This window comes from Pseudoalteromonas sp. KAN5, assembly GCF_022846535.1.
GTDB lineage: Bacteria > Pseudomonadota > Gammaproteobacteria > Enterobacterales > Alteromonadaceae > Pseudoalteromonas > Pseudoalteromonas haloplanktis.
On sequence record NZ_AP025589.1, the window covers coordinates 244397 to 265188 of the forward strand.

14 protein-coding genes and 1 pseudogene are annotated in these 20792 nt (G+C 41.3%); 9 read left to right on the plus strand and 6 right to left on the minus strand.

Annotated features, from left to right (window positions below):
* Positions 1–94 precede the first annotated feature (94 nt).
* The 5 genes from KAN5_RS01060 (at position 95) to mrcB (ending at position 5852) form a co-directional block, all read left to right on the plus strand.
* Entirely contained in the window at positions 95–1327 is a 1233-nt protein-coding gene (locus KAN5_RS01060; protein WP_016708665.1) for a diguanylate cyclase, read from the plus strand.
* Between the two features lie 176 nt (positions 1328–1503).
* Positions 1504–1842, plus strand: coding sequence for a P-II family nitrogen regulator (locus KAN5_RS01065; protein WP_016708666.1), 339 nt, complete (start codon positions 1504–1506; stop codon positions 1840–1842).
* A 9-nt stretch (positions 1843–1851) separates the two neighbouring features.
* Positions 1852–3081 (plus strand): ammonium transporter, encoded by a 1230-nt coding sequence (locus tag KAN5_RS01070; RefSeq protein WP_016708667.1) that lies wholly within the window; start codon positions 1852–1854, stop codon positions 3079–3081.
* Between the two features lie 171 nt (positions 3082–3252).
* Positions 3253–3414 (plus strand): YqaE/Pmp3 family membrane protein, encoded by a 162-nt coding sequence (locus KAN5_RS01075; protein ID WP_080571532.1) that lies wholly within the window; start codon positions 3253–3255, stop codon positions 3412–3414.
* 86 nt (positions 3415–3500) lie between these two features.
* Entirely contained in the window at positions 3501–5852 is a 2352-nt protein-coding gene (mrcB, locus tag KAN5_RS01080) for a penicillin-binding protein 1B (protein ID WP_244390237.1), read from the plus strand.
* Positions 5853–5921: 69 nt separating this feature from the next.
* Here mrcB and KAN5_RS01085 read toward each other — a convergent pair whose 3' ends face one another.
* From KAN5_RS01085 to KAN5_RS01110, 6 genes are all read right to left on the minus strand, one after another.
* Entirely contained in the window at positions 5922–7763 is a 1842-nt protein-coding gene (locus KAN5_RS01085; protein WP_244390238.1) for a methyl-accepting chemotaxis protein, read from the minus strand.
* A gap of 130 nt (positions 7764–7893) precedes the next feature.
* A complete protein-coding gene (gene hemL / locus KAN5_RS01090; protein ID WP_244390239.1) occupies positions 7894–9174 on the minus strand; it encodes a glutamate-1-semialdehyde 2,1-aminomutase in 1281 nt (426 codons plus the stop codon).
* A gap of 28 nt (positions 9175–9202) precedes the next feature.
* Positions 9203–10219, minus strand: coding sequence for an aspartate carbamoyltransferase (locus tag KAN5_RS01095; RefSeq protein WP_016708672.1), 1017 nt, complete (start codon positions 10217–10219; stop codon positions 9203–9205).
* Between the two features lie 138 nt (positions 10220–10357).
* Positions 10358–10792: a CopD family protein gene (locus KAN5_RS01100; protein WP_016708673.1), complete on the minus strand. Its 435-nt coding sequence runs from the start codon at positions 10790–10792 to the stop codon at positions 10358–10360.
* A gap of 20 nt (positions 10793–10812) precedes the next feature.
* Positions 10813–12495 carry a chloride channel protein gene (locus tag KAN5_RS01105; RefSeq protein ID WP_138554749.1) on the minus strand — a complete coding sequence of 561 codons (1683 nt, stop codon included), beginning with the start codon at positions 12493–12495 and terminating at the stop codon, positions 10813–10815.
* Between the two features lie 206 nt (positions 12496–12701).
* A complete protein-coding gene (locus tag KAN5_RS01110; protein WP_244390240.1) occupies positions 12702–15062 on the minus strand; it encodes a diguanylate cyclase in 2361 nt (786 codons plus the stop codon).
* Between the two features lie 217 nt (positions 15063–15279).
* Between KAN5_RS01110 and erpA the strand changes: the two genes are divergently transcribed.
* The 4 genes and pseudogenes from erpA (at position 15280) to KAN5_RS01130 (ending at position 20708) form a co-directional block, all read left to right on the plus strand.
* Complete coding sequence (gene erpA / locus KAN5_RS01115) at positions 15280–15618, plus strand: iron-sulfur cluster insertion protein ErpA (protein ID WP_016708676.1); 339 nt, start codon at positions 15280–15282, stop codon at positions 15616–15618.
* Positions 15619–15770: 152 nt separating this feature from the next.
* Positions 15771–16865: an efflux RND transporter periplasmic adaptor subunit gene (locus KAN5_RS01120; protein WP_138554747.1), complete on the plus strand. Its 1095-nt coding sequence runs from the start codon at positions 15771–15773 to the stop codon at positions 16863–16865.
* A 4-nt stretch (positions 16866–16869) separates the two neighbouring features.
* A pseudogene (locus KAN5_RS01125) lies at positions 16870–19947 on the plus strand (efflux RND transporter permease subunit).
* Positions 19948–20468: 521 nt separating this feature from the next.
* Complete coding sequence (locus tag KAN5_RS01130) at positions 20469–20708, plus strand: helix-turn-helix transcriptional regulator (protein WP_016708680.1); 240 nt, start codon at positions 20469–20471, stop codon at positions 20706–20708.
* The last annotated feature ends 84 nt before the right edge of the window (positions 20709–20792 follow it).

Consider the following 20792-nt stretch of genomic DNA (forward strand, 5'->3'; position numbering starts at 1 on the left):
TAATAAAGTATATTCCATACTTAGTTCTTATTTTTATTTTTTATTCGTAAATAATTTTTATCGGCATTGTTCCGCTGAAGTGTTGAGAAGATATATGCAAAGAGTGTTAGTAGTTGAAGATAGTAAAGTTGTCCAGCAAGTATTACGGCACTTATCCGCTCATTATCTTGATGTAGCGATTGACTTTGCTTGGTCACTTGCACAGGGCAAGGAGTTTATTGCAAAACACCAATACACACTTGCGTTAGTTGATTTAACCCTGCCTGATGCAATGGATGGCCAAGTAGTAAAATACACCTTAGAGCACGCTATTCCTACAGTTGTGCTTACATCTACCATTGATGAATATAAACGCCAGCAGATATTAGAGCTGGGTGTGGTTGATTATGTGATCAAAGATAATCGTGACTCTTATCATTATGCTATTAAATTAGTGTCACAGTTATTGCGTAATCAAGGGTGTAAGGCGTTGATCGCTGATGATTCGTTATTGAGTCGCTCACTTATGAGGCAAATGCTCGAAAAACAGTTATTTGATGTGCAAGATGCCCATGATGGTAAGCAAGCATTACAGATTATTAAAAATGATCCAGAGATCAAGTTACTTTTGACCGATTACGCAATGCCGACCATGGATGGTTTTGAGCTAGTTAAAGCCGTGCGGAATATTCGCGGCCGTGATGATCTCGCTATTATAGGCTTATCTGGTGCTGGTAAGCATGGTTTATCTGCGCGGTTTATCAAATTTGGTGCGAATGACTTTTTAACAAAACCCTTTATGAATGAAGAGTTTCATTGCCGTGTATTGCAAACTATGGAGCAACTTGCACTTATTGCTGATATCAAAGAAAGTGCGTTTCGCGATGATTTAACCAACCTTTATAATCGTCGTTATTTTTATCAATTTGCCGAAAAACTGTTAAAAGAAACCTCTCGCACTAATTGCTTAGCATTACTTGATATTGATTTTTTTAAAGCGATTAATGATAAGTTTGGTCATGAAGCAGGGGATCAAGCGCTAAAACAGGTGGCATCATTATTACGGAGTTCGTTTCAAGATTTCACTGTTGCACGGGTTGGTGGTGAAGAATTTGCAATCGTGTTAACTGATGTGGGGTTAGATCAAGCATACCCGCTGCTAGATGCATTTAGAGTCAGGTTGTCAGAGTATGAATTTGTGATAAATGGTCAAGCATTTGCGATAACGGTAAGTATTGGTTTAACTAAATTTCAAAATGTGACGTTAACCAGCGCTATGCGCTCGGCGGATAAAGCCTTGTATCAAGCAAAAGAGCGAAATCGTGACTGTGTTGTAAAGCAAAATTAGCGAGCTGCACCACGACAGTAAAGATGTTAAAAAAATGCACCTTCGTGGTGCATTTTTTGTGAGGTGGATTTATTTTACTTGTTTAAGTTATTGTTTTTTATTTATTTAAAATAGTGGCACAAAGGTTGGATTATCTTAGCAAACAGGATAACAATAAGCGTCCGAAGGGGGCCACTATGAAAATGATTAGTGCAATAATAAAGCCATTCAAACTAGATGATGTGCGTGAAGCACTGGCTGATTTAGGCATTGAGGGGATGACGGTTGTTGACGTCAAAGGTTTTGGTCGTCAACGCGGTCACACAGAGTTGTACCGTGGAGCTGAATATCAAGTCGATTTTATTCCTAAAATCAAACTTGAAATTGCTACTCGTACCGAAAATTGTCAAAGGGTCGTTGAGACCATTACCAAAATTGCTTCAACAGGCAAAATTGGCGACGGTAAGATTTTCGTTTACGACTTAGATCAAATTGTCCGTATTCGAACGGGCGAATTAGACGAAGAAGCAATTTAAGGGGGCTTTATGGAAAACACAATAATAGAACTGAAGTTTTCGTTAGATACATTTTATTTCTTAATATCAGGTATTTTAGTTATGTGGATGGCGGCAGGTTTCGCCATGTTAGAAGCGGGCTTAGTCCGTTCAAAAAATACCACAGAGATCTTAACTAAGAACGTGGCGCTTTATGCTATTGCGTGTACCATGTTTTTATTAGTTGGCTACAACATCATGTATGTAGACAATGCCGAAGGCGGATTAATCCCATCGTTTGGAACACTTATTGGCACTCAAGCTGGAGATGCTGATCATTCATTAGAGTCTGATTTCTTCTTCCAAGTGGTATTCGTTGCAACGGCTATGTCGATTGTATCGGGCGCCGTTGCTGAACGCATGAAGTTGTGGGCTTTCCTTGCCTTTGCAATCGTACTAACTGGCATTATTTACCCAATTGAAGGCTATTGGACTTGGGGCGGTGGCTTCTTATCTGAAATGGGCTTTGTTGATTTTGCTGGTTCTGCCATTGTTCACGGTACTGGCGCCGCAGCTGCACTAGCTGGTGTATTAATGTTAGGTGCGCGTAAAGGTAAATACGGTAAAAATGGTGAAATCTACCCAATTCCTGGCTCTAACTTACCACTTGCTACACTAGGTACTTTTATTCTGTGGATGGGTTGGTTTGGCTTTAATGGTGGTTCGCAACTACTTATTTCTGATGCTGAAAATGCCACTGCGGTAGGTAAAATCCTACTTAACACCAACGCTGCTGCGGCAACAGGTGCAATTGCAGCGCTGTTTGTATGTAAAGTGTTATGGGGTAAAGCTGATTTAACTATGGTACTAAATGGTGCACTTGCAGGCTTAGTAGTGATTACCGCTGACCCATTATCACCATCACCATTACTTGCGTGTTTACTGGGTATTTTAGGTGGCTCACTGGTTGTATTTAGTATTGTTGCGCTAGACAAAATTAAAATTGATGATCCAGTTGGTGCCATTTCAGTGCACGGTGTGTGCGGTATCTTGGGGATTATCTTAGTGCCAGTATCAAATGCCGATGCTTCATTTGTTACTCAATTAATTGGCTTAGTATGTATCTTAGGCTTCGTGTTTATCGCTTCACTTATTGTGTGGACTATCCTTAAGAAAACCATGGGTATCCGTGTAACAGAAGAAGAAGAGTTAAACGGTATGGATCAGCACGATTGTGGTATCGATGCCTACCCTGAGTTTGTTTCAGTACGTAGTAACTAAGCGAATAATTTAAAAATCATTGTGTGTTCAGAACAAAGTCCTAATTTCGATTAGGACTTTTTTTGTGTTTGCAATAAAAAGTTATTGATAAAACTCAGCGTATTCGGGTAGGAAAATAAGGATTTAGTGTCTACTCTTTAAATGACATTAACTACAAATAAAAGGCTAGCTATGGATAACAAATTACTTTTGATCATTCTGTCGATATTTTTACCTCCGGTGGCCGTATTCTTAAAAGCTGGAGTTGGTAAAGATCTGATTATTAATATTATCTTGTGTTTTATCTTTTTTATTCCGGCAATGGTTCATTCACTATGGCTGTGTACACGCTAAGTTTCAGTGACTGTTAATTTTACTGGTGTTAGTATTGCGCTTATAGCACCTGTAAAATTAACTTCTGGAACTAAATAGCAACGTCAATGGCTGATAAAAAAGATCCTCGCTCTAGTAAAACTCCACCAAAGCGCCCAACAAAAAAAGCGTCAAGTACAGCATCTAAGTCAGTGAAAAAAACACCGACTAAAAAAACGCCGACAAAAAATATAAAAAAGCGTGGTATCGGTCGTCAGCTTTGGTCTATTTTTTGGAAACTCAGCTTAGCTGGCATAATTGCTATGGCGTTATATTTAATTTACCTCGATGCAAAAATCACCCGCCAATTTGAAGGCAATAAATGGCAGCTACCTGCACAAGTTTATGCTAGGGCAATGGGCTTTTACCCTGGGCAATTTTTATCTAGTCAAGAAGTCGTGTGGGAGCTTGATAGGTTAAATTATAGCTCGGTGAATAAACTCAGCCGAACCGGGCAATATGTAAAAGCAGACGATAGCATTAAAATTTTCCGCCGCGAATTTGAGTTTTATGATGGTTTAGAACAAGCACAAGTTATTGAGCTGCGTTTTGCGGGTCAAAAACTTGCCAGCATTAAAGATAAGTTTGGCAGACGCTTAAATAGCGCTCGCTTGGAGCCCGTACAAATTGCTCGGATTGGTAATGATTCAAAACAAGACCGTGAATTTGTACCACTGGATAAGTTTCCACCTATGCTTACAGATACACTTTTAGTGGTTGAAGATCAGAATTTTTATCAACACCACGGTGTATCCGTATTTTCGATCATGCGTGCTTTATATAGCAATATAAAAGCAGGGCGCACTGTTCAGGGTGGCAGTACGTTAACTCAGCAGTTGGCAAAAAATATTTATTTAACGCGAGACCGCACGCTGATACGCAAATTTAATGAAGCATTGATCGCGTTAATTTTAGATTATCGTTATTCAAAAGATCAAATATTAGAAGCCTACCTTAATGAGGTGTATCTTGGTCAATCGTATAACCAAGGTGTGCATGGTATGGGCTTAGCGTCTGAATTTTATTTTTCTAAACCGGTCGATGAGCTAGAGTACGATCAAATAGCGCTACTTGTTGCTATGGTGAAAGGACCTTCATACTATAATCCTCGCCGTTACCCTGAGCGCACTATGGAACGTCGTGATTTAGTATTACGGTTAATGGTTGATAATAAATTGATTGATACCCGCGAATACCGTGCTGCTTTAAAACGGCCAATCGACATTGCACCAATGAAGGATAGCTTGCCTAAATCATACCCTGGTTATTTAGAGCTGGTGGATCGTGAGCTGAAAAAATTACTACCTGATCAAGAAGTACTTGATGCTGGCGTGCGCGTGTTTACGTATTTTGACTTACAAAAACAAACCGCGATGGAAGAAGCCATTGAAAAAAGCCTGCCGTATCTCGAAAAACGTGCTGCTACGGAGCAGCTTGAAGCGGCAATGATCTCAGTTAATGTAGAGAAGGGCGGGGTATCAGCTTTAGTTGCAGGGCGTGATCCACGTTTCTTAGGGTTTAATCGAGTATTAGATACAAAACGAAACATTGGCTCGTTAGTAAAACCTGCGGTGTATTTAACGGCGTTGGGGTTACCCCACTATAACTTAGCAACGCTATTGGATGATTCACCAGTGCAAGTAACTAATGAACAGGGCAAAGTGTGGCAGCCTGAAAATTTTGACCATCAATATCGCGGTATGATGCCGCTGTATAAAGCTTTTAGTAATAGCATCAATATACCAGCTGTGAATCTAGGCCTAGATGTTGGAGTCGATAAAGTGGCTGATACGCTTACCAAGCTTGGTGCAAAAGGTCATATTCGTCATTACCCATCATTACTACTTGGGGCGCTTGAAATGTCGAGCTTTGAAGTCGCTCAACTTTATACCACATTGGCGGCAGATGGTGAGTATCGCCAATTGACATCAATCTCAGCGTTAACGGACTCAGTCGGAAAGGTGCTCTATCAGCATAATATCAGCTCGCAGCCGCGCTTTGATAAAGACGCGCTATACATGACAAAATATGCGATGAAACGGGTTACAAAAGATGGTACTGCAAAACGCTTAAATGCCCATTTTCCATCAATTCAATTGGCGGGTAAAACCGGAACTAGTAATGATTTACGTGATAGTTGGTATGCAGGTTTTGATCAAAATACGGTAACTGTCGCATGGCTTGGCCGTGATGATAACAAAAGCACTGGATTAACAGGCAGTGTTGGTGCACTAGAAACCTATATTCGCTATCTTAAACCACTTAATCCAGAGTCTATTGCTGATACTCGTCCGCCCTCGATCCGCTGGGCATTTGTTAATGAACAGACGGGTAAACAAGCACCTCCAGGCTGTGGTAAGGTCATTCAACTCCCATTGCGAGTTAGTGAGTTTGAGCCAAGACCTAGTTGTCAGCGTTAAGTGTATTGAAGTGACTTATAAACAAACGCAGCAACCTAGGTTGCTGCGTTTGTTTAGCAAGTAAGCTGATCAAGGTTTAAAAAATTGCATCGCACTGCTTAGTTGCTCAGACAGCTGGCTGATTGTCTTTGTATCTACAGAGCTTGAATGCGCGGAGTTTTGTGCTTTTATTGCTAACGTACTGATCTGTTGCGAATCTTTTAAAACTTGGCTGGTGGCAATGGATTGTGATTGTACCCGCTGGGCTATTAACTTACCTTGTAATGTTATTTCTTGCATACTCTGTTGCGCATTTTGCAGCACGCTATTTGTATTGTTAGCTGACTGTACGCAATGCACCATTTTATCAACACTTGAGCGCATTTTTTGCTGTGTATCGTCAGAGGCATGTTGCAAAGAACTGATGATTTGATGAATTTCTTGAGTTTGTAGTTGAGTCCGCTGAGCTAAGGTTCTTACTTCATCCGCTACCACAGCAAAACCACGTCCTTGTTCGCCCGCACGTGCAGCCTCAATAGCTGCATTAAGTGCTAATAAGTTAGTTTGATCAGCTATTTCACTGATCCCTTTACTGACTTTACTTATATTTTGACTGTCTTTGGCTAGGCGATCTAAAGCATGTTGATTGTCACTGAATTCAACTTGTAGATCGTGCATAAACTCAGCAAGTTCCATGGTGTTATGTGAGCTTTCTAAGACGTGATCTGCCGCTGTTTGCGCAATCAGCATGGCTTGGTTTGCAGCGTCTTCGACCGTATGTGCGCTGTCAGCCATTTCACTCAAGGCGCTGTGAATGGTATTGACGCGATTTTGTTGCTCACCGACATCAAGGTTTGTTTGATGGCTTGCTTGTTCAAGAGAAATTATTGCGCTACTTAAATCGAATGTTGTTTGATTAACCTGTGCCAAGAAACCTTTAAATGCGTTCAGTAAGGCATTATATCGAGTAGTGATTATGCTCATTTCATCACTGCCAATAGTGTCTAACTTGGCATTTAAATTACCATTTGCAGCATGCTCTGCTGCGTTAGCGAAGCGAGTGATACCGTCAACCACCGCAAAGTAGAAACCAATTAATAGGTAACAAGCGCTGAGCAAGCTAAATAAAGAAGCAAGCAGTACTGTGTTTCTGATCCATTGCTGTTGTTGTAACTTTTCACTAATTAGCTGTTCTAACATTGGTACACTTGCAGCAATCAAGTGACGGGTATCGTTGATAACCTCGGTATGTAATTGTGTGAATTCAGCTTGGGTCAGTGCCAGCTCATCTGGTTCAAGTATTCTCTTATCTATAGCTGTTTTAAAATTAATAATACTCTGCTCAAGCTTACTGAGTTGTGGTGTAATTTTTGCGTCTACTTGTTTGTTGGCATCAGTCGCAACTTGTAAGGTGGTGCGAACATTTGCTAAATATTGTGGTAATGATTTCGATAGGTTAGATAAACTAATAAATGTTGCAGGAGTAAACGATTGGCGCTCTAGTACGGTGTCGGCACTTTGCTTTATTTGATGTAGTTGCGAAATTAAGGCGGGCAGCGGTGAGACTAATGTACGATTTAAATAGGCGCTCGCTAACTGCTCGTCAAGGGCTAACTTTGAAGCTGTAGATATGCGTTCTAATGCCTCGTTCGATTGAGCATCTGTAACCGAATAGCCGTAGGAGCGAGCGATAGCGGCATTATTATCTGTACGTGAATTTAAATAGTTATCAAGTAAAGCACTGTAGCTATGCAAGCCATGGCGTTTAGATTGCGATACTTCAATATTATTAGTAAGCAAAGACAATAAAAAAAATAAACTAACGCTTAAAGGCACTAATAAAATACCAAACACTAAACTAATTTTGGTTTTATATTTGAGGTTTGCCATCAAATTGATAGCGGGGGAAGTTATGCGTCTTAATCCTGACATAGAGCTCTCTTGATGGCTTAGTTGTTAATACTTATTACTAAGACCGCATACCTTGGTAATATCATTCATTGATATGAGAGCTGAAGCAAAAAAAGCCCTTACGGGCTTTTTTATCACTTAAAATTACAACTTAAAGCTTAGCGAACGCACGCTCGGCGGCGGCGATGGTATCGGCGATTTCTTGTTCTGAGTGCTCAGAGCAAACAAAGCCCGCTTCAAACGCTGAAGGTGCTAAGTACACGCCCTCTTCAAGCATTAAGTGGAAGAACTTTTTAAAGCGCTCTAAATCGCACTGCGTTGCTTGTTGGTAAGTGGTTACTTTTTCTTGTTCAGTGAAGAAGAAACCATACATGCCACCGGCGTAGTTTGTGGTCAGTGGAATACCGGCTTTTTGAGCCGCGGCTTCAAAGCCTTCACAGATTGCTTTGCTTTTTGCTTCAAGCTCAGCGTGTAGGCCATCAACACATAAAAGTTCAAGTGCTTTTAAGCCTGCTGCCATGGCGATTGGGTTACCAGACAATGTACCAGCTTGATACACAGGGCCAACTGGTGCAATGTAATCCATGATCTCAGTTTTACCACCAAAAGCGCCTACTGGCATACCACCACCAATGACTTTACCTAAACAGGTTAAATCTGGAGTGATATTGTAATAGGCTTGTGCGCCGCCAAGGGCTACGCGAAAACCTGTCATTACTTCATCAAAAATAAGTACTGATTTGTACTCGTCACATACTGCGCGCAAGCCTTCTAAAAAGCCAGGAACCGGCGGGATACAGTTCATGTTACCGGCTACAGGCTCTACGATAATACAGGCGATTTCGTCGGCGTACTTGGCGAAAATAGCTTTAACTTCATCAAGGTTGTTAAACGACACTGTTAAGGTGTGCTTAGCAAAATCTTCAGGGATACCCGGTGAATTTGGTACACCCATTGTTAATGCGCCCGAACCGGCTTTTACTAACAATGAGTCTGCGTGACCGTGGTAACAGCCTTCAAACTTAAGTATTTTGTCACGGCCGGTAAAACCACGCGCTAAACGGATCGCACTCATGGTGGCTTCAGTGCCTGAGCTTACCATGCGTACTTTTTCAATTGATGGCACAAGCTGTTTTACTTTTTCAGCCATGAAAATTTCAGTTTCAGTGGGGGCACCATAACTAAGGCCATTTTCTACCGCATCAAGTACCGCTTGTTTAATGGCTGGGTGATTATGGCCCATGATCATCGGGCCCCATGAGCCTACATAATCAATGTAACGATTGCCATCGGCATCAAAGGTAAATGGGCCTTGCGCTTTAGTTATAAACAGCGGCGTACCGCCAACACCATTAAAGGCACGTACTGGTGAGTTTACGCCACCAGGGATAGACGCTTGGGCGCGGGCAAATAAATCTTGGCTAATTGTCATGAAAAATCCTATTAGTTGTACTGGTAGATTAACTATCGCGTTTACGGCTAAACCATGGCACAGCAACTTCATATTGCTCAACTTTGTCGGCAACATCTAAGGTCAATGCAAATAGTGCCATGCGAATTAACACGCCATTTTGTACTTGGCGAAAGATAGCTAAGTTATCGTTACTATTTAAATCGTTATCGAGTTCATTGGCTTCCATGCGGCTGTCGCGCGGCAATGGATGCATTAACACGGAGTTTGGTTTGCAGTGTGCGTTGTAAATTGATTGGCTGATCCGAAAACCACCACGGTATTTATTCGCTTCTTCTTGAGAAGGAAAACGCTCTTCTTGAATACGGGTTTGGTAGACTATATCGGCGGCTAAGTTGCCTTCCATTTTGTCGACGATTTCAATTTTATGGCCTGCATTATCAACGGCATCCAAAATGTAGCTTGGCATTTGTAAGCCATCAGGTGCCACCATTGAAAATTTGATGTCTTTATAATGGCATAATAACTTAGAGAGTGAATGCACAGTACGACCATATTTTAAATCACCAACAAGGGCGATGTGCATGCCATCAATACCTTGCTCAAAACGGTTGAGTTCACGTTCTATGGTTAACAAATCAAGCAAGGCCTGAGTTGGGTGTTCATTTGGGCCGTCGCCGCCGTTGATCACCGGTACTGAGCAGCCAGTGGCAAACTCAGCTACAGAGCCTGCATCAGGGTGGCGCATTGCGACTGCATCTGCGTAAGCTGAAATAACACGGGCGGTATCGTATAACGATTCGCCTTTCGCAAGTGCAGAGCTTTGCATGCCGGTGGTTTCACGGACGAGGCCGCCTAATAAATTAAAGGCGGTGCCAAAACTTACACGAGTACGGGTACTTGGCTCAAAGAATAGGTTTGCTAAGATCGCGCCTTCTAACACATTGGTGCGCTTTTGCTTTTTAGCATATGGCTCCATTTTTTTGGCTACTGCAAAAATACGTTCAATACAGTCGCGGTCGAGCTGATTGACAGAAAGAATATTTTCACCTTGGAAACTTAACATTGGGGTTATTCCTATCACATTGAAAAGGGGCGCGATCAACCATCAACGATGGGCACGCAATCGCGCGATATTATACCCAAACCACTTCAAGAAGCGAGTTTCTACATTTTGAGGTGGTTTGGGTATACAGCAAATTTTTTATAAACTAGGTTTAGTTACGGCTAAAAATATGATGACTAACAATAGCAATACTGGTAACTCATTAAAAATACGGTAAAAACGGTGACTTCGAGTATTACGGTCGTGTTTAAAATCAGCCAGCAACTTAAAACAAAAGCCGTGGTATAGGTATAAAATAATCACTAATACCAGTTTGTAGTGCAGCCACATGCTGTGTTTGAACCACTCACGGCCGTATTCCATAATGGTTAATACACCAAATACCGCGGTTAATATGGCAAACGGAGTAACAAAATACAGTAAGCGGCGTTCCATGACTTTAAGCATTGAATTACATGACTTCTCTTCGCTCATAGCATGATAAACAAACAGTCTTGGCAGGTAGAAAATGCCAGCAAACCAGGCAATCATAAAAAAGATATGTAGGGCTTTGTAGACTAGTAGCGCGCTCATAATGTTCTCTATTGGGTTAGTTAAAGTAAGCTATTACGTATGGTGAGGATATGGCGGATCTGATCCCAGCGCATAATCCCCATAATTTGTTGATTATCGAGTAAGTTATAGATATACACAGCGCCACTGCGTTTATCTTTTAATACCTCAAATGCATCGGCAAGGGTTGCTTGGCTGCTGATCCCTTGCAGGCTGATATAGTTAATAGCAATGTTTTGATCCGACATTAAACTTAAATCATACTCTGCAAGCCGGTAGCCATTTTCAGCATCATAAACAATCAGCGGGGTTTGGCTATCCACCGCATTTAAGGTACTTTCGATTTGTTGTTTATCATCTGAATACAGTAGCTTAAAGTTTTCATCCATTTCGTCCATAACCCCTACTTTTTGTAGGGCTTCGGTGGCTGGAGAAACTTGATAACTTAAGCCTTGAAAATCAAGTTGCTGTAAAAATATCGAGCGATTGCCAAATATTTGTAACGCAGTAACATAGGCGGTTGTAATAACCAGCATAGCAGGAACTATAATTTCTTGGCTTGAGGTAAGCTCCATTACCGTGGTTAAAGCGGCAAGTGGCGCGTGTAAAGTGGCGGCAAGTAACCCAGCCATGCCTAACACGCTGTAAGTACCCGCTATATCAACACCTGGACTAATAAATTGCGCAAAAAACGCCATTAAGGTGCCCATTAATACGCCGAGCCCGATCACTGGGCCAATAATGCCGCCGGGAATACCTAGCCCAATAGCGAATAAGGTGGCGAGTAATTTAGCGATTAAAATGGTGGTGAGCAGTTGTACATCTTCTGGGGTTTCTACGGCGAGCGTTATTGCACTCATCCCAGACCCCATTGCTTGGGGAACTAAATAAGCGATGCCGCCAGCGATAAGGCCTGCCAATAACAGCCGTGGAAACATGCTTAAAGGTTTAAAGGTGCGGATGATCAGCATTAAATTTTGGTTAAACGCATAAGCAACAGCGCCCAGTGCAATACCAAATAGGACTAAAAATGGATAGTGCCAACCACTTAAAGTGGTGATGGTGATGAGTTCTAATTCAGAGGCATTACCAAAAACAAATTGAGTAGCTAAAGCACCGGTAACCGCAGCAAGCATAATAGGCACAAAGATATGCACTTTGTACTCACGCATCACGACTTCCATTACAAAAATTACCGCCGCTAATGGGGTGTTGAATGAGGCTGCAATGCCTGCTGCAACCCCACAACCACTTAGGGTTCGCATAGCGTTGTAAGGTAAATGCAGTTTGTCAGCTAAGATACTAGCGCCGGTTGCGCCCATATGGACGGAAGGGCCTTCACGGCCGACAGAAAAACCACTGATCAATGCTAATGCACCGCCGACAAATTGATTAACGGTGTTATACAACGGCATTTGCCCATAGTGACTTTTAATGCGGTGAATAACGAAAGGAATACCTAATCGATAATGTTTAAAACCAGTGAAAGCCGCGAATAGCGCAATTAAAAACGCGGCAATAATAGGCATTAACACCCGTTCTAGAGGCGGTAAGGTGGTAAAATCGTCAGGGTTATCAAGGAATAAGCCTTGAAAAAATAGAATGGTTAAACGAAATAGAATGATCAAAAACGCCGCAATTAATCCAGCACTTACGCCAAGTAAGCACAATTGCACCGATGTTTTTGGCTTTGCCAAGCGACGCCTAAGCGTTTCAAGCCACATGCTTTGTTCCTCGCCACCTATTCCAGCGCGCAGTTTAGCAAAAGTGTCACAGTAAGTCCTTTTGATTTTCATCAATAGTTTAACTTAAATCAAATTGATACCAAGTAGTTGGGTGATTGTGTAGCGTACAATTGGCTAAGTAGTAAAAATATAAAGGAGTGTGTGTCACGGCCAAAATTCGTAGGTTCTCATTCATTATTAGGAGCTCACTGGTTGATAATAACTTGTTGTTTCACATCCTTGGCGCGTTTATGGTTGTACATTCTGGCATCAGCTTTGTTGAGTAATTCATCTAAGCTTTCTCCTTCATCTGGGTAAATAGCATAACCGATACTGGCCCCCACACAAAGACTGCCTTGTGATGACATTATCGGTAATTCAATCGCGGCAATAAATCGCGCCAATGCTGTTTTAACTTGGTTGTTTTCTTCAATGTGAGTGATGAGAATGACAAATTCGTCACCACCTATACGGGCGATACAATCGGTTTTTCTGGCTGTGTCACTTAAGCGTTTCGCTATTTCAACCAAAACTAGGTCACCGATTAAGTGGCCATGGGTGTCATTAATAGGTTTAAACTTGTCTAAATCAAAATATAAACAGGCGACTTTAGTGGCAGTGCGTTTTGTGCAGTCAAATGCGTGCTCAGCAAACTTACATAACGCATTACGATTAGCGAGGCCGGTGAGGTGATCAGTTTGTGCTAATTGCAGTATTTTATTTTCAGCAATCACGCGTTTTGAGATATCAAAATTAATTCCAACCATACAATCGCCATAGATCTGGCCGTCAGCATTTAAGTAACGTGTTTCCCCACTAGGTAACATAATTTGAAACTCAGCATGGAACTCCCCCTTATTGGCCACCGCACTTTTTAAATTTTTGATTACATTTTTAAAATCATCTGGGTGGACTCTTTTTTCCCATTCAGTGTAGTTACTAGTAAAAGCCGACTTGTCAACGCCATAGAGTGCGAACATCCACTCATCCCAGATCAGTTCATTGGTCTTAAAGTTCCACTCCCATACGCCAATATGCGCCGCATTCGCTGCTATAGACATACGATGATGCAGCTTTTCAAGTTCTAGCTTGGCAACTCTCAGTTCAGTTATGTCCTCAGCGACTGCGAGTAAAAACTTTGTTTTACCCTGACTATCTTTGATAGCCATTTTTCGCGTGCGTAAATAGTGGGTCTGGCCATCAATGGTGATAGGTTCCTCATCAATTGTTATACCTTCACCGGAACTTAAAACTGATCGATCTGACGCAGTAAAACATTCGGCCTCTTGCTCAGGAAATATATCAAAATCACTGAGCCCAATAAGTTCGTCTCGTGTTTTCCCAAGTAATTGTTCACCTGCTTTGTTGATATGACTAAAAGACAGTTGCTCAGCTTCTTTGACGACTAACATAATTGGTAACGTGTCGAAAATGGTTTGGGTAAATGCTTCTTGATTTTGGATATTGGTTAAATCTTTAATGGTAGCGACAAATGAGGGGTTGGCGTGTTTTCTGATTGGACTAATCGAGACCGTAATAGGAAAGTCTGCCCCTTTGTTGTTTCGCCCTTGTAATAATTGACTTTTACCTGCTTGTTCAGCGTCATTATAGTGAGTTGTTTGTGTTGCATATTTTTGTGGTATCAACAGGGCTATGTTTTTACCAATTAATTCGTGCTGCTCAAAGCCAAAAATACTGGTTGTGGCAGGATTTGCAAACTCAATATTTCCTTGCTTATCAAAGCAGATGACCGCATCTTGCACTGTATTTAGTACTGCTTTTAATTTTGCTGATAATAGGCTTCTGGCTCGTAATTCCATCCCGCCAACCAGAAATAAACTCAGTGCTAACAGAACAAACAGGATAACTTGGGCAAGTTCAGCGCTATTTTCATTAGTGATATAGGTAGTGTGATGTGCAGCAAAAACATACATAGACATCATACCTATGTAATGCATGCCTGAGATAGCGGTGCCCATGGTCAAAGCTGCAAGTAAGTTTACCCAATAAAGCTTAGTATGGGTGCTTAATCGTAATTCGTTTATTTTTAATGCCAGGCCTGAGAGCACCACAGCAACCAACACAGAGAATGAAAATAACCAGGGTTCGTAAGCCATATGGGCGGGCATGCGCATCGCCATCATGCCAATATAATGCATGCTGCCAATACCTAGACCCATGAGTATACTTCTGAGCCATAAATTATTAAAACGCCCTAATGTGGGTGACATAACAATATAGCTGGCAAAAATACTGGGAAAAATAGACACGAGCGTTATTGTGATATCGTACTCTACAGGAATGGGGAGCTTATAGGCTAGCATGCCAATAAAGTGCATAGCCCAAATTCCGCCACCTAAAAAGCAAGATGCTACGATTGTCCATAGCCGTGTTTCTTCTTTTAATTGTGAGCCTTTAATGCGCGCTGATAATAAAAAAGAAATATAAGATGCAAATACGGCCGTTAATATTGAGGCCAATACAAGATAGCCATCATACTGAGCCGAAATAACTGGGGCATTCAGCATTTCAGATGTAATAAAGTGGAGCGTTAAATGGTTATCCAAGATGGTCCCTCATCTTAATTGAAACAGAGTATCGTGTGGATTTATTTCAGCCTGAGAAATAAATATAGTATAGAAATAACAGGTGCACCATTTTACATCGCTTACAACTGGCTATATAAAAATTAGCTTAACTATTATAAGCAAACTTATCCCTATACTTGATTAAAACACTCGGGTATTAGATAATCGCAATAATGTAGGTATAGAGGGTTATGGTATGTCAGATGAATTACCCATTAAGTTCAGCGATGCAGCGGCTGTTCGTGTTAAACAGTTAATCGACGAAGAAGAGAATCCAAATTTAAAACTGCGTGTTTATGTCACAGGTGGTGGTTGCTCTGGTTTCCAGTATGGGTTTACTTTTGATGAAAAAGCAAATCCAGGCGATTTAGAAATTGTTAAAAATGGTGTGACCTTAGTGGTTGACCCAATGAGTATTCAATATTTAGTTGACGGTGAAGTAGATTATACCGAAGGACTTGAAGGCGCACGCTTTTTTGTTGCAAACCCCAATGCAACGACTACCTGCGGGTGTGGCGCTAGTTTTAGCGTTTAAAGATATTGATTAAAGCCGCAGGTTGCGGCTTTTTTATTGACTAAAATTTAATACCAAAGATAACACTCTAATCTTATTGCCTTAAAACTACTACGTACTCTATTATTTGCACAATCATGCACATTTATTATTGATAGCTAAAAGGAAACTTTGTGTTGAAAAAGCTTGCCCAGCAACTAGAAGAAAAACCCTATATTCTCGCCATAATCATTGTTGTTGCTATTTGTATTTGGATGGGCTCTGGATCAAGTCATGCGAGTAATGAGCAGTCTTCAAGCACTTTTGAGAAAACAGCGAAAGTGCAAGTGGTGAAATTAGTCGCGCAAGACATCAAGAAAACCTTGTCGTTTTATGGTAAATCAGAACCAGATAAGTTAGCCCGTGTGAGTGCACGTCAAGCCGGTGAAGTTAACAAAATTTATGTGCAAGAAGGCCAGTTTGTTGAGCAAGGGGCACTAATACTTGAGTTAGATAAATCTGATTTAGTTGCACAGTTGGGCTCTGCCACAGCACTGTTAAAGCAATATACGGCAGAATATGAAGGTGCGTTGTCACTGAGAGATCAAGGATTGCAAGATCGGGTGCAAACTATGCGCAGCGAAGCGGTATTAGCGCAAGGAAAAGCACGTTTAGCTGGGCTTGAACTGCAATTGGAGCGTACCGAGATCCGTGCGCCTTTTAGTGGCATCATTAATAAACGCCTTGTACAGCTCGGTGATTATGTTGCGATTGGCGATCCTATTTTAGAGTTGGTTGATCTTGATCCTTTAGTGGTTCGTGCTGATGCGACACAAAAAGAAATTACTGGTTTGCAAGTCGGTCAAGCTGTGCACGCCCATGTTTTAAACGATAAAACATACCCAGGAAAAGTGCGTTATATTGCCTCTGTCGCCGACGACAGCACCAATACGTTTCGTATCGAAGCTGCATTTGCCAATCCCGAAATGAAATTTAAAGCAGGTTATTCAACGCAACTTGATATCTCCCTCGATTCCGCGCCAGCGATGTTACTAAGTCCTGCCTACATGGCACTAGATAGTGAAGGCAATATTGGAGTTAAGGTAATAAACGCTGAAAATCGTGTCGAGTTTAAAAATGTGAGCCTTGCTAAATCGACAGCTGAAGGAGTGTGGTTGTGGGGATTAGGTGAAACAGCAAATGTGATCACGTTAGGGCAAGGTTTTGTTAGAGTCGGTGATAGTGTCGAACCTGTGTTTGTTGAAGCTGATACTATAGCGGGCGAATAACGGCATGAAAAATTTAATAGAAGCCTCGCTCAATCATACGCGCACAGTACTGCTGATTTTTATTTTATTATTGATATCAGGGTGGGTGACCTACCAAAATATTCCGAAAGAAGCGAATCCCGATGTAACGATTCCGTTTATTTACGTATCCATCATTCATGATGGTATATCACCCGAAGATGCTGAACGGTTACTTGTAAGGCCCATGGAAATTGAATTGCGTTCTATCGAGGGCGTAAAAGAAATGACCGCGGTGGCCAGTGAAGGCCATGCTTCTGTTACGTTAGAGTTTATGGCGGGCATGGATCCTAAAGAGGCGCTTGCCGATGTGCGTGACAAAGTCAGTTTAGCCAAGGCAAAGCTCCCTTCTGAATCAGAAGAGCCAGAAGTTCATGAAATACTCATGGAAGACGAGCAACCCACCATCACTTTAACACTCTCAGGCGACTCACCAGAGCGAGGCTTATTAACCCTTGCGCGTAATTTAAAAGACGAGCTCGAAAGCATCTCTAGCGTATTGGAAGTAGATGTGGGGGGGATCGTGAAGATATGGTGGAAATTGAGGTCGATCCGCTAGCGATGATCTCCTACGGGCTTGAACCAAACGATATTATTCAACTACTTTCTAACAATAACCGCTTAGTTGCGGCGGGTACTTTGGATACTGGTAAAGGGCGCTTTGCTGTAAAAATTCCTTCGGTATTTGAAACCATTCAAGATGTAATGGAACAACCTGTAAAAGTGGTAGGCGATCGAGTCGTGCGCTTTATGGATGTTGCTAAAATTCGCCGCGCTTATAAAGATCCGAACTCAATCGCACGTATCAACGGCCGTCAAGCCGTGTCTCTTGAAGTTAAAAAAGCGTGCTGGGGAAAATATTATAGACACAGTAGCGCAAGTGAAAGAAGTTGTTAAGCAAGCGCAAAAAATATGGCCTGAGCATATTCGTGTTGATTACACCGGTGACATGTCAAAAGACGTTGAAATGATGCTGTCAGACTTACAAAATAACGTGTTGTCGGCGGTATTGCTGGTGGTTATTGTGATTGTTGCAGTCCTTGGTGCTCGCACTGCTTTTTTAGTGGGTATTGCGATCCCAGGTTCATTTCTAACGGGTATTTTAGTCATTTCTTTATTTGGCTTAACCGTCAACATCGTGGTGCTATTTGCGCTGATCATGGCAGTCGGGATGTTGGTAGATGGTGCAATTGTTGTCACAGAATTTGCTGATAGAGCAATGAGTGAAGGCAAGTCACGTAAGCAGGCTTATAAGATTGCTGCTGAGCGTATGGCATGGCCAATTATTGCATCAACGGCTACGACACTTGCGGCTTTTGCACCGTTAATATTTTGGCCAGGAATGATGGGTGAGTTTATGAAGTACTTACCAATTACGTTAATAGCGACGCTATCAGCATCATTACTAATGGCATTGGTTTTTGTACCAACAATTGGCGGTATGATAGGAAAAATTAGACCCTTAACGCCAGTGCAAAAGCAGGATTTAGTGATTGCTGAATCTGGTGATTTAACTCAACTGCAAGGTTTTGCAGGGCGGTATGTGCGTGTACTAGATAGGGCGCTTGATAAACCATGGTGGACCTTACTCGCGGCGATTGTGTTCTCAATTTTAGTATTTATTGGCTTTGGAGCATCAAAACTCGGGGTTGAGTTTTTCCCAGATGTTGAGCCAAATGGGGTAAATATTAAAGTACGTTCGTATAGTGATTTGTCTATTTATGAAAAAGACGTGATCATGAAGGAGATTGAAACCCGTATTTTGGCCGTTGAGGGTATTAAAACCTTGTATGCACGCACTGGTGGGCAAGATCAAATAGGTTCATTTCGATTAAATTTAAAAGATTGGCATGAACGCCCGCCAGCTGAAGACATTATTACCCAAGTTAATGAAATCACAGCAAGCTTTGCTGGGGTTGAGATTGAGATGCGTAAGGATGAAAATGGCCCAGGTGGCGGCAAAGCACTGAGTATAGAGTTAAGTTCAAAATTTCCTGAGATACTCAACCAACAAGCTAAAGTGATCCGCCAAGCCATTGAAAACGATGGGGCTTTTCGTAATGTAGACGACACCGCTTCAAAACCGGGAATTGAATGGCAGTTAAAACTTAATCGAGCCGATGCCGCACGTTATGGCGCAGATGCCGCTATGCTCGGTGCCAATGTGCAGTTAATTACCAATGGATTAAAGCTGGGAGAGTATCGCCCAGATGATGTTGATGATGAAATTGATATTCGCGTGCGCTTTCCGCATGACAAACGAGACTTAAGCCGCCTTGAAACGTTACGTGTTAAAACCATACATGGGCAAGTACCGATTAGCTATTTTGTTGAACGCCATGCGGCGCCAAAAGTCGATACAATTCGTCGAGTTGACGCTCACCGAGTCGTGACCATTAACGCTGATATGAAAGTAGGTGAACAACTGGCTAAAGCGTTACCGCGCTTACAAGCACAGCTTAAAGAGCAAGGCTTAGATCCTAGAGTTAAAATCAAAGTTCGTGGTGAAACCGAAGATCAAGATGAATCAGAAGCTTTCTTGAAAAATGCCTTTTTAGTTGCGCTGTTTGTGATGGGTATTATTTTAGTCACTCAGTTTAATAGTTTTTATCAGGCCTTTTTGATTTTAAGCGCGGTGGTGTTTTCAACTGTTGGCGTGTTCTTAGGGTTATTAGTGTTACAGCAACCGTTTGGTATTGTTATGTCAGGCATTGGGGTTATTTCGTTAGCCGGTATTGTTGTTAATAATAATATTGTACTAATTGATACTTATAACGTACTCAGAACACAAGGACTTGCGGTAAAAGATGCCATTTTAAGGACGGGAGCACAGCGCTTACGACCAGTGTTATTAACCACGGTAACAACTATTTTGGGCTTAATGCCGATGGTATTACAGATCAATATTGATTTATTTAATCGCACAATTGATTTTGGTGCACCGTCAACGCAGTGGTGGGTGCAATTAGCAACTGCCGTTGCGGGGGGCTTGACCTTTGCGACTATACTAACCTTAGTACTCACACCTTGTTTATTGATGTTACGTGAACGCCGCAGAGCGTAATATTGATTTATTTTTAGTCACTCACGACACGTGAGTGACTTTCATCATTAGAACAAAAAAACCTAACACCAGTGCAGAAAATGCCAAAATGTATATAAAGCCTTTTTTACCTTGTTTGATCGGGACTTGGTTGTATTTAAGAAAAAAGTACCAAATTAAGCAAAGTACAATGGGCATTAGGAATAATAATCGGAACATAAATCTCTCTCTTTTGTAATGATTATACAGTTTATTAGCATAACTATTTAATTTTAAAGTTAAAAATAATTTATCGTAAAAAGGGTTCATTTCAATAATTTATTTGTTACATTAAAGAGGAACTAAAATTAGACTATTAACTTTAATGTTTGTTTTACAATAAAGTTAATAGCCTATAATAGCAATTACCCGTAACGGGTAATTGCTAGAAATTAGTTATTTCACATGGTTGTGAATAGTATATAATGTATCCAAGAGTGAGACGGGCAAACTTTCACTCTTAATTAATTAAACTTTAAATCATCTAGTAGGAGATGTTTTTTATGATGGGTAAAACAGTTTCTTCTGAAGAAAACTCAAAACTAACCAAATGGCTTAAAACTAAGCGTCATGAGAAAGGTCATACAATGCGTAGCCTTGCTCAAGTACTTGGTACACCGCATTCATTCATTGGTAAAATTGAAAACCAAGAGCGCCGTTTAGACGTGATTGAATTTCTACGTTATTGTGATGCGCTAGAAGTCGACCCGTATGAAGGTTTAGGCTTATTAAAAGAAGACTAATAATTAGTTTTTTTAGCAAGCGCAGGGAAGCGCTTTCATCAATAATTTATTCCCCCATTAATTACTTTCTCCCTTTTCAAAACT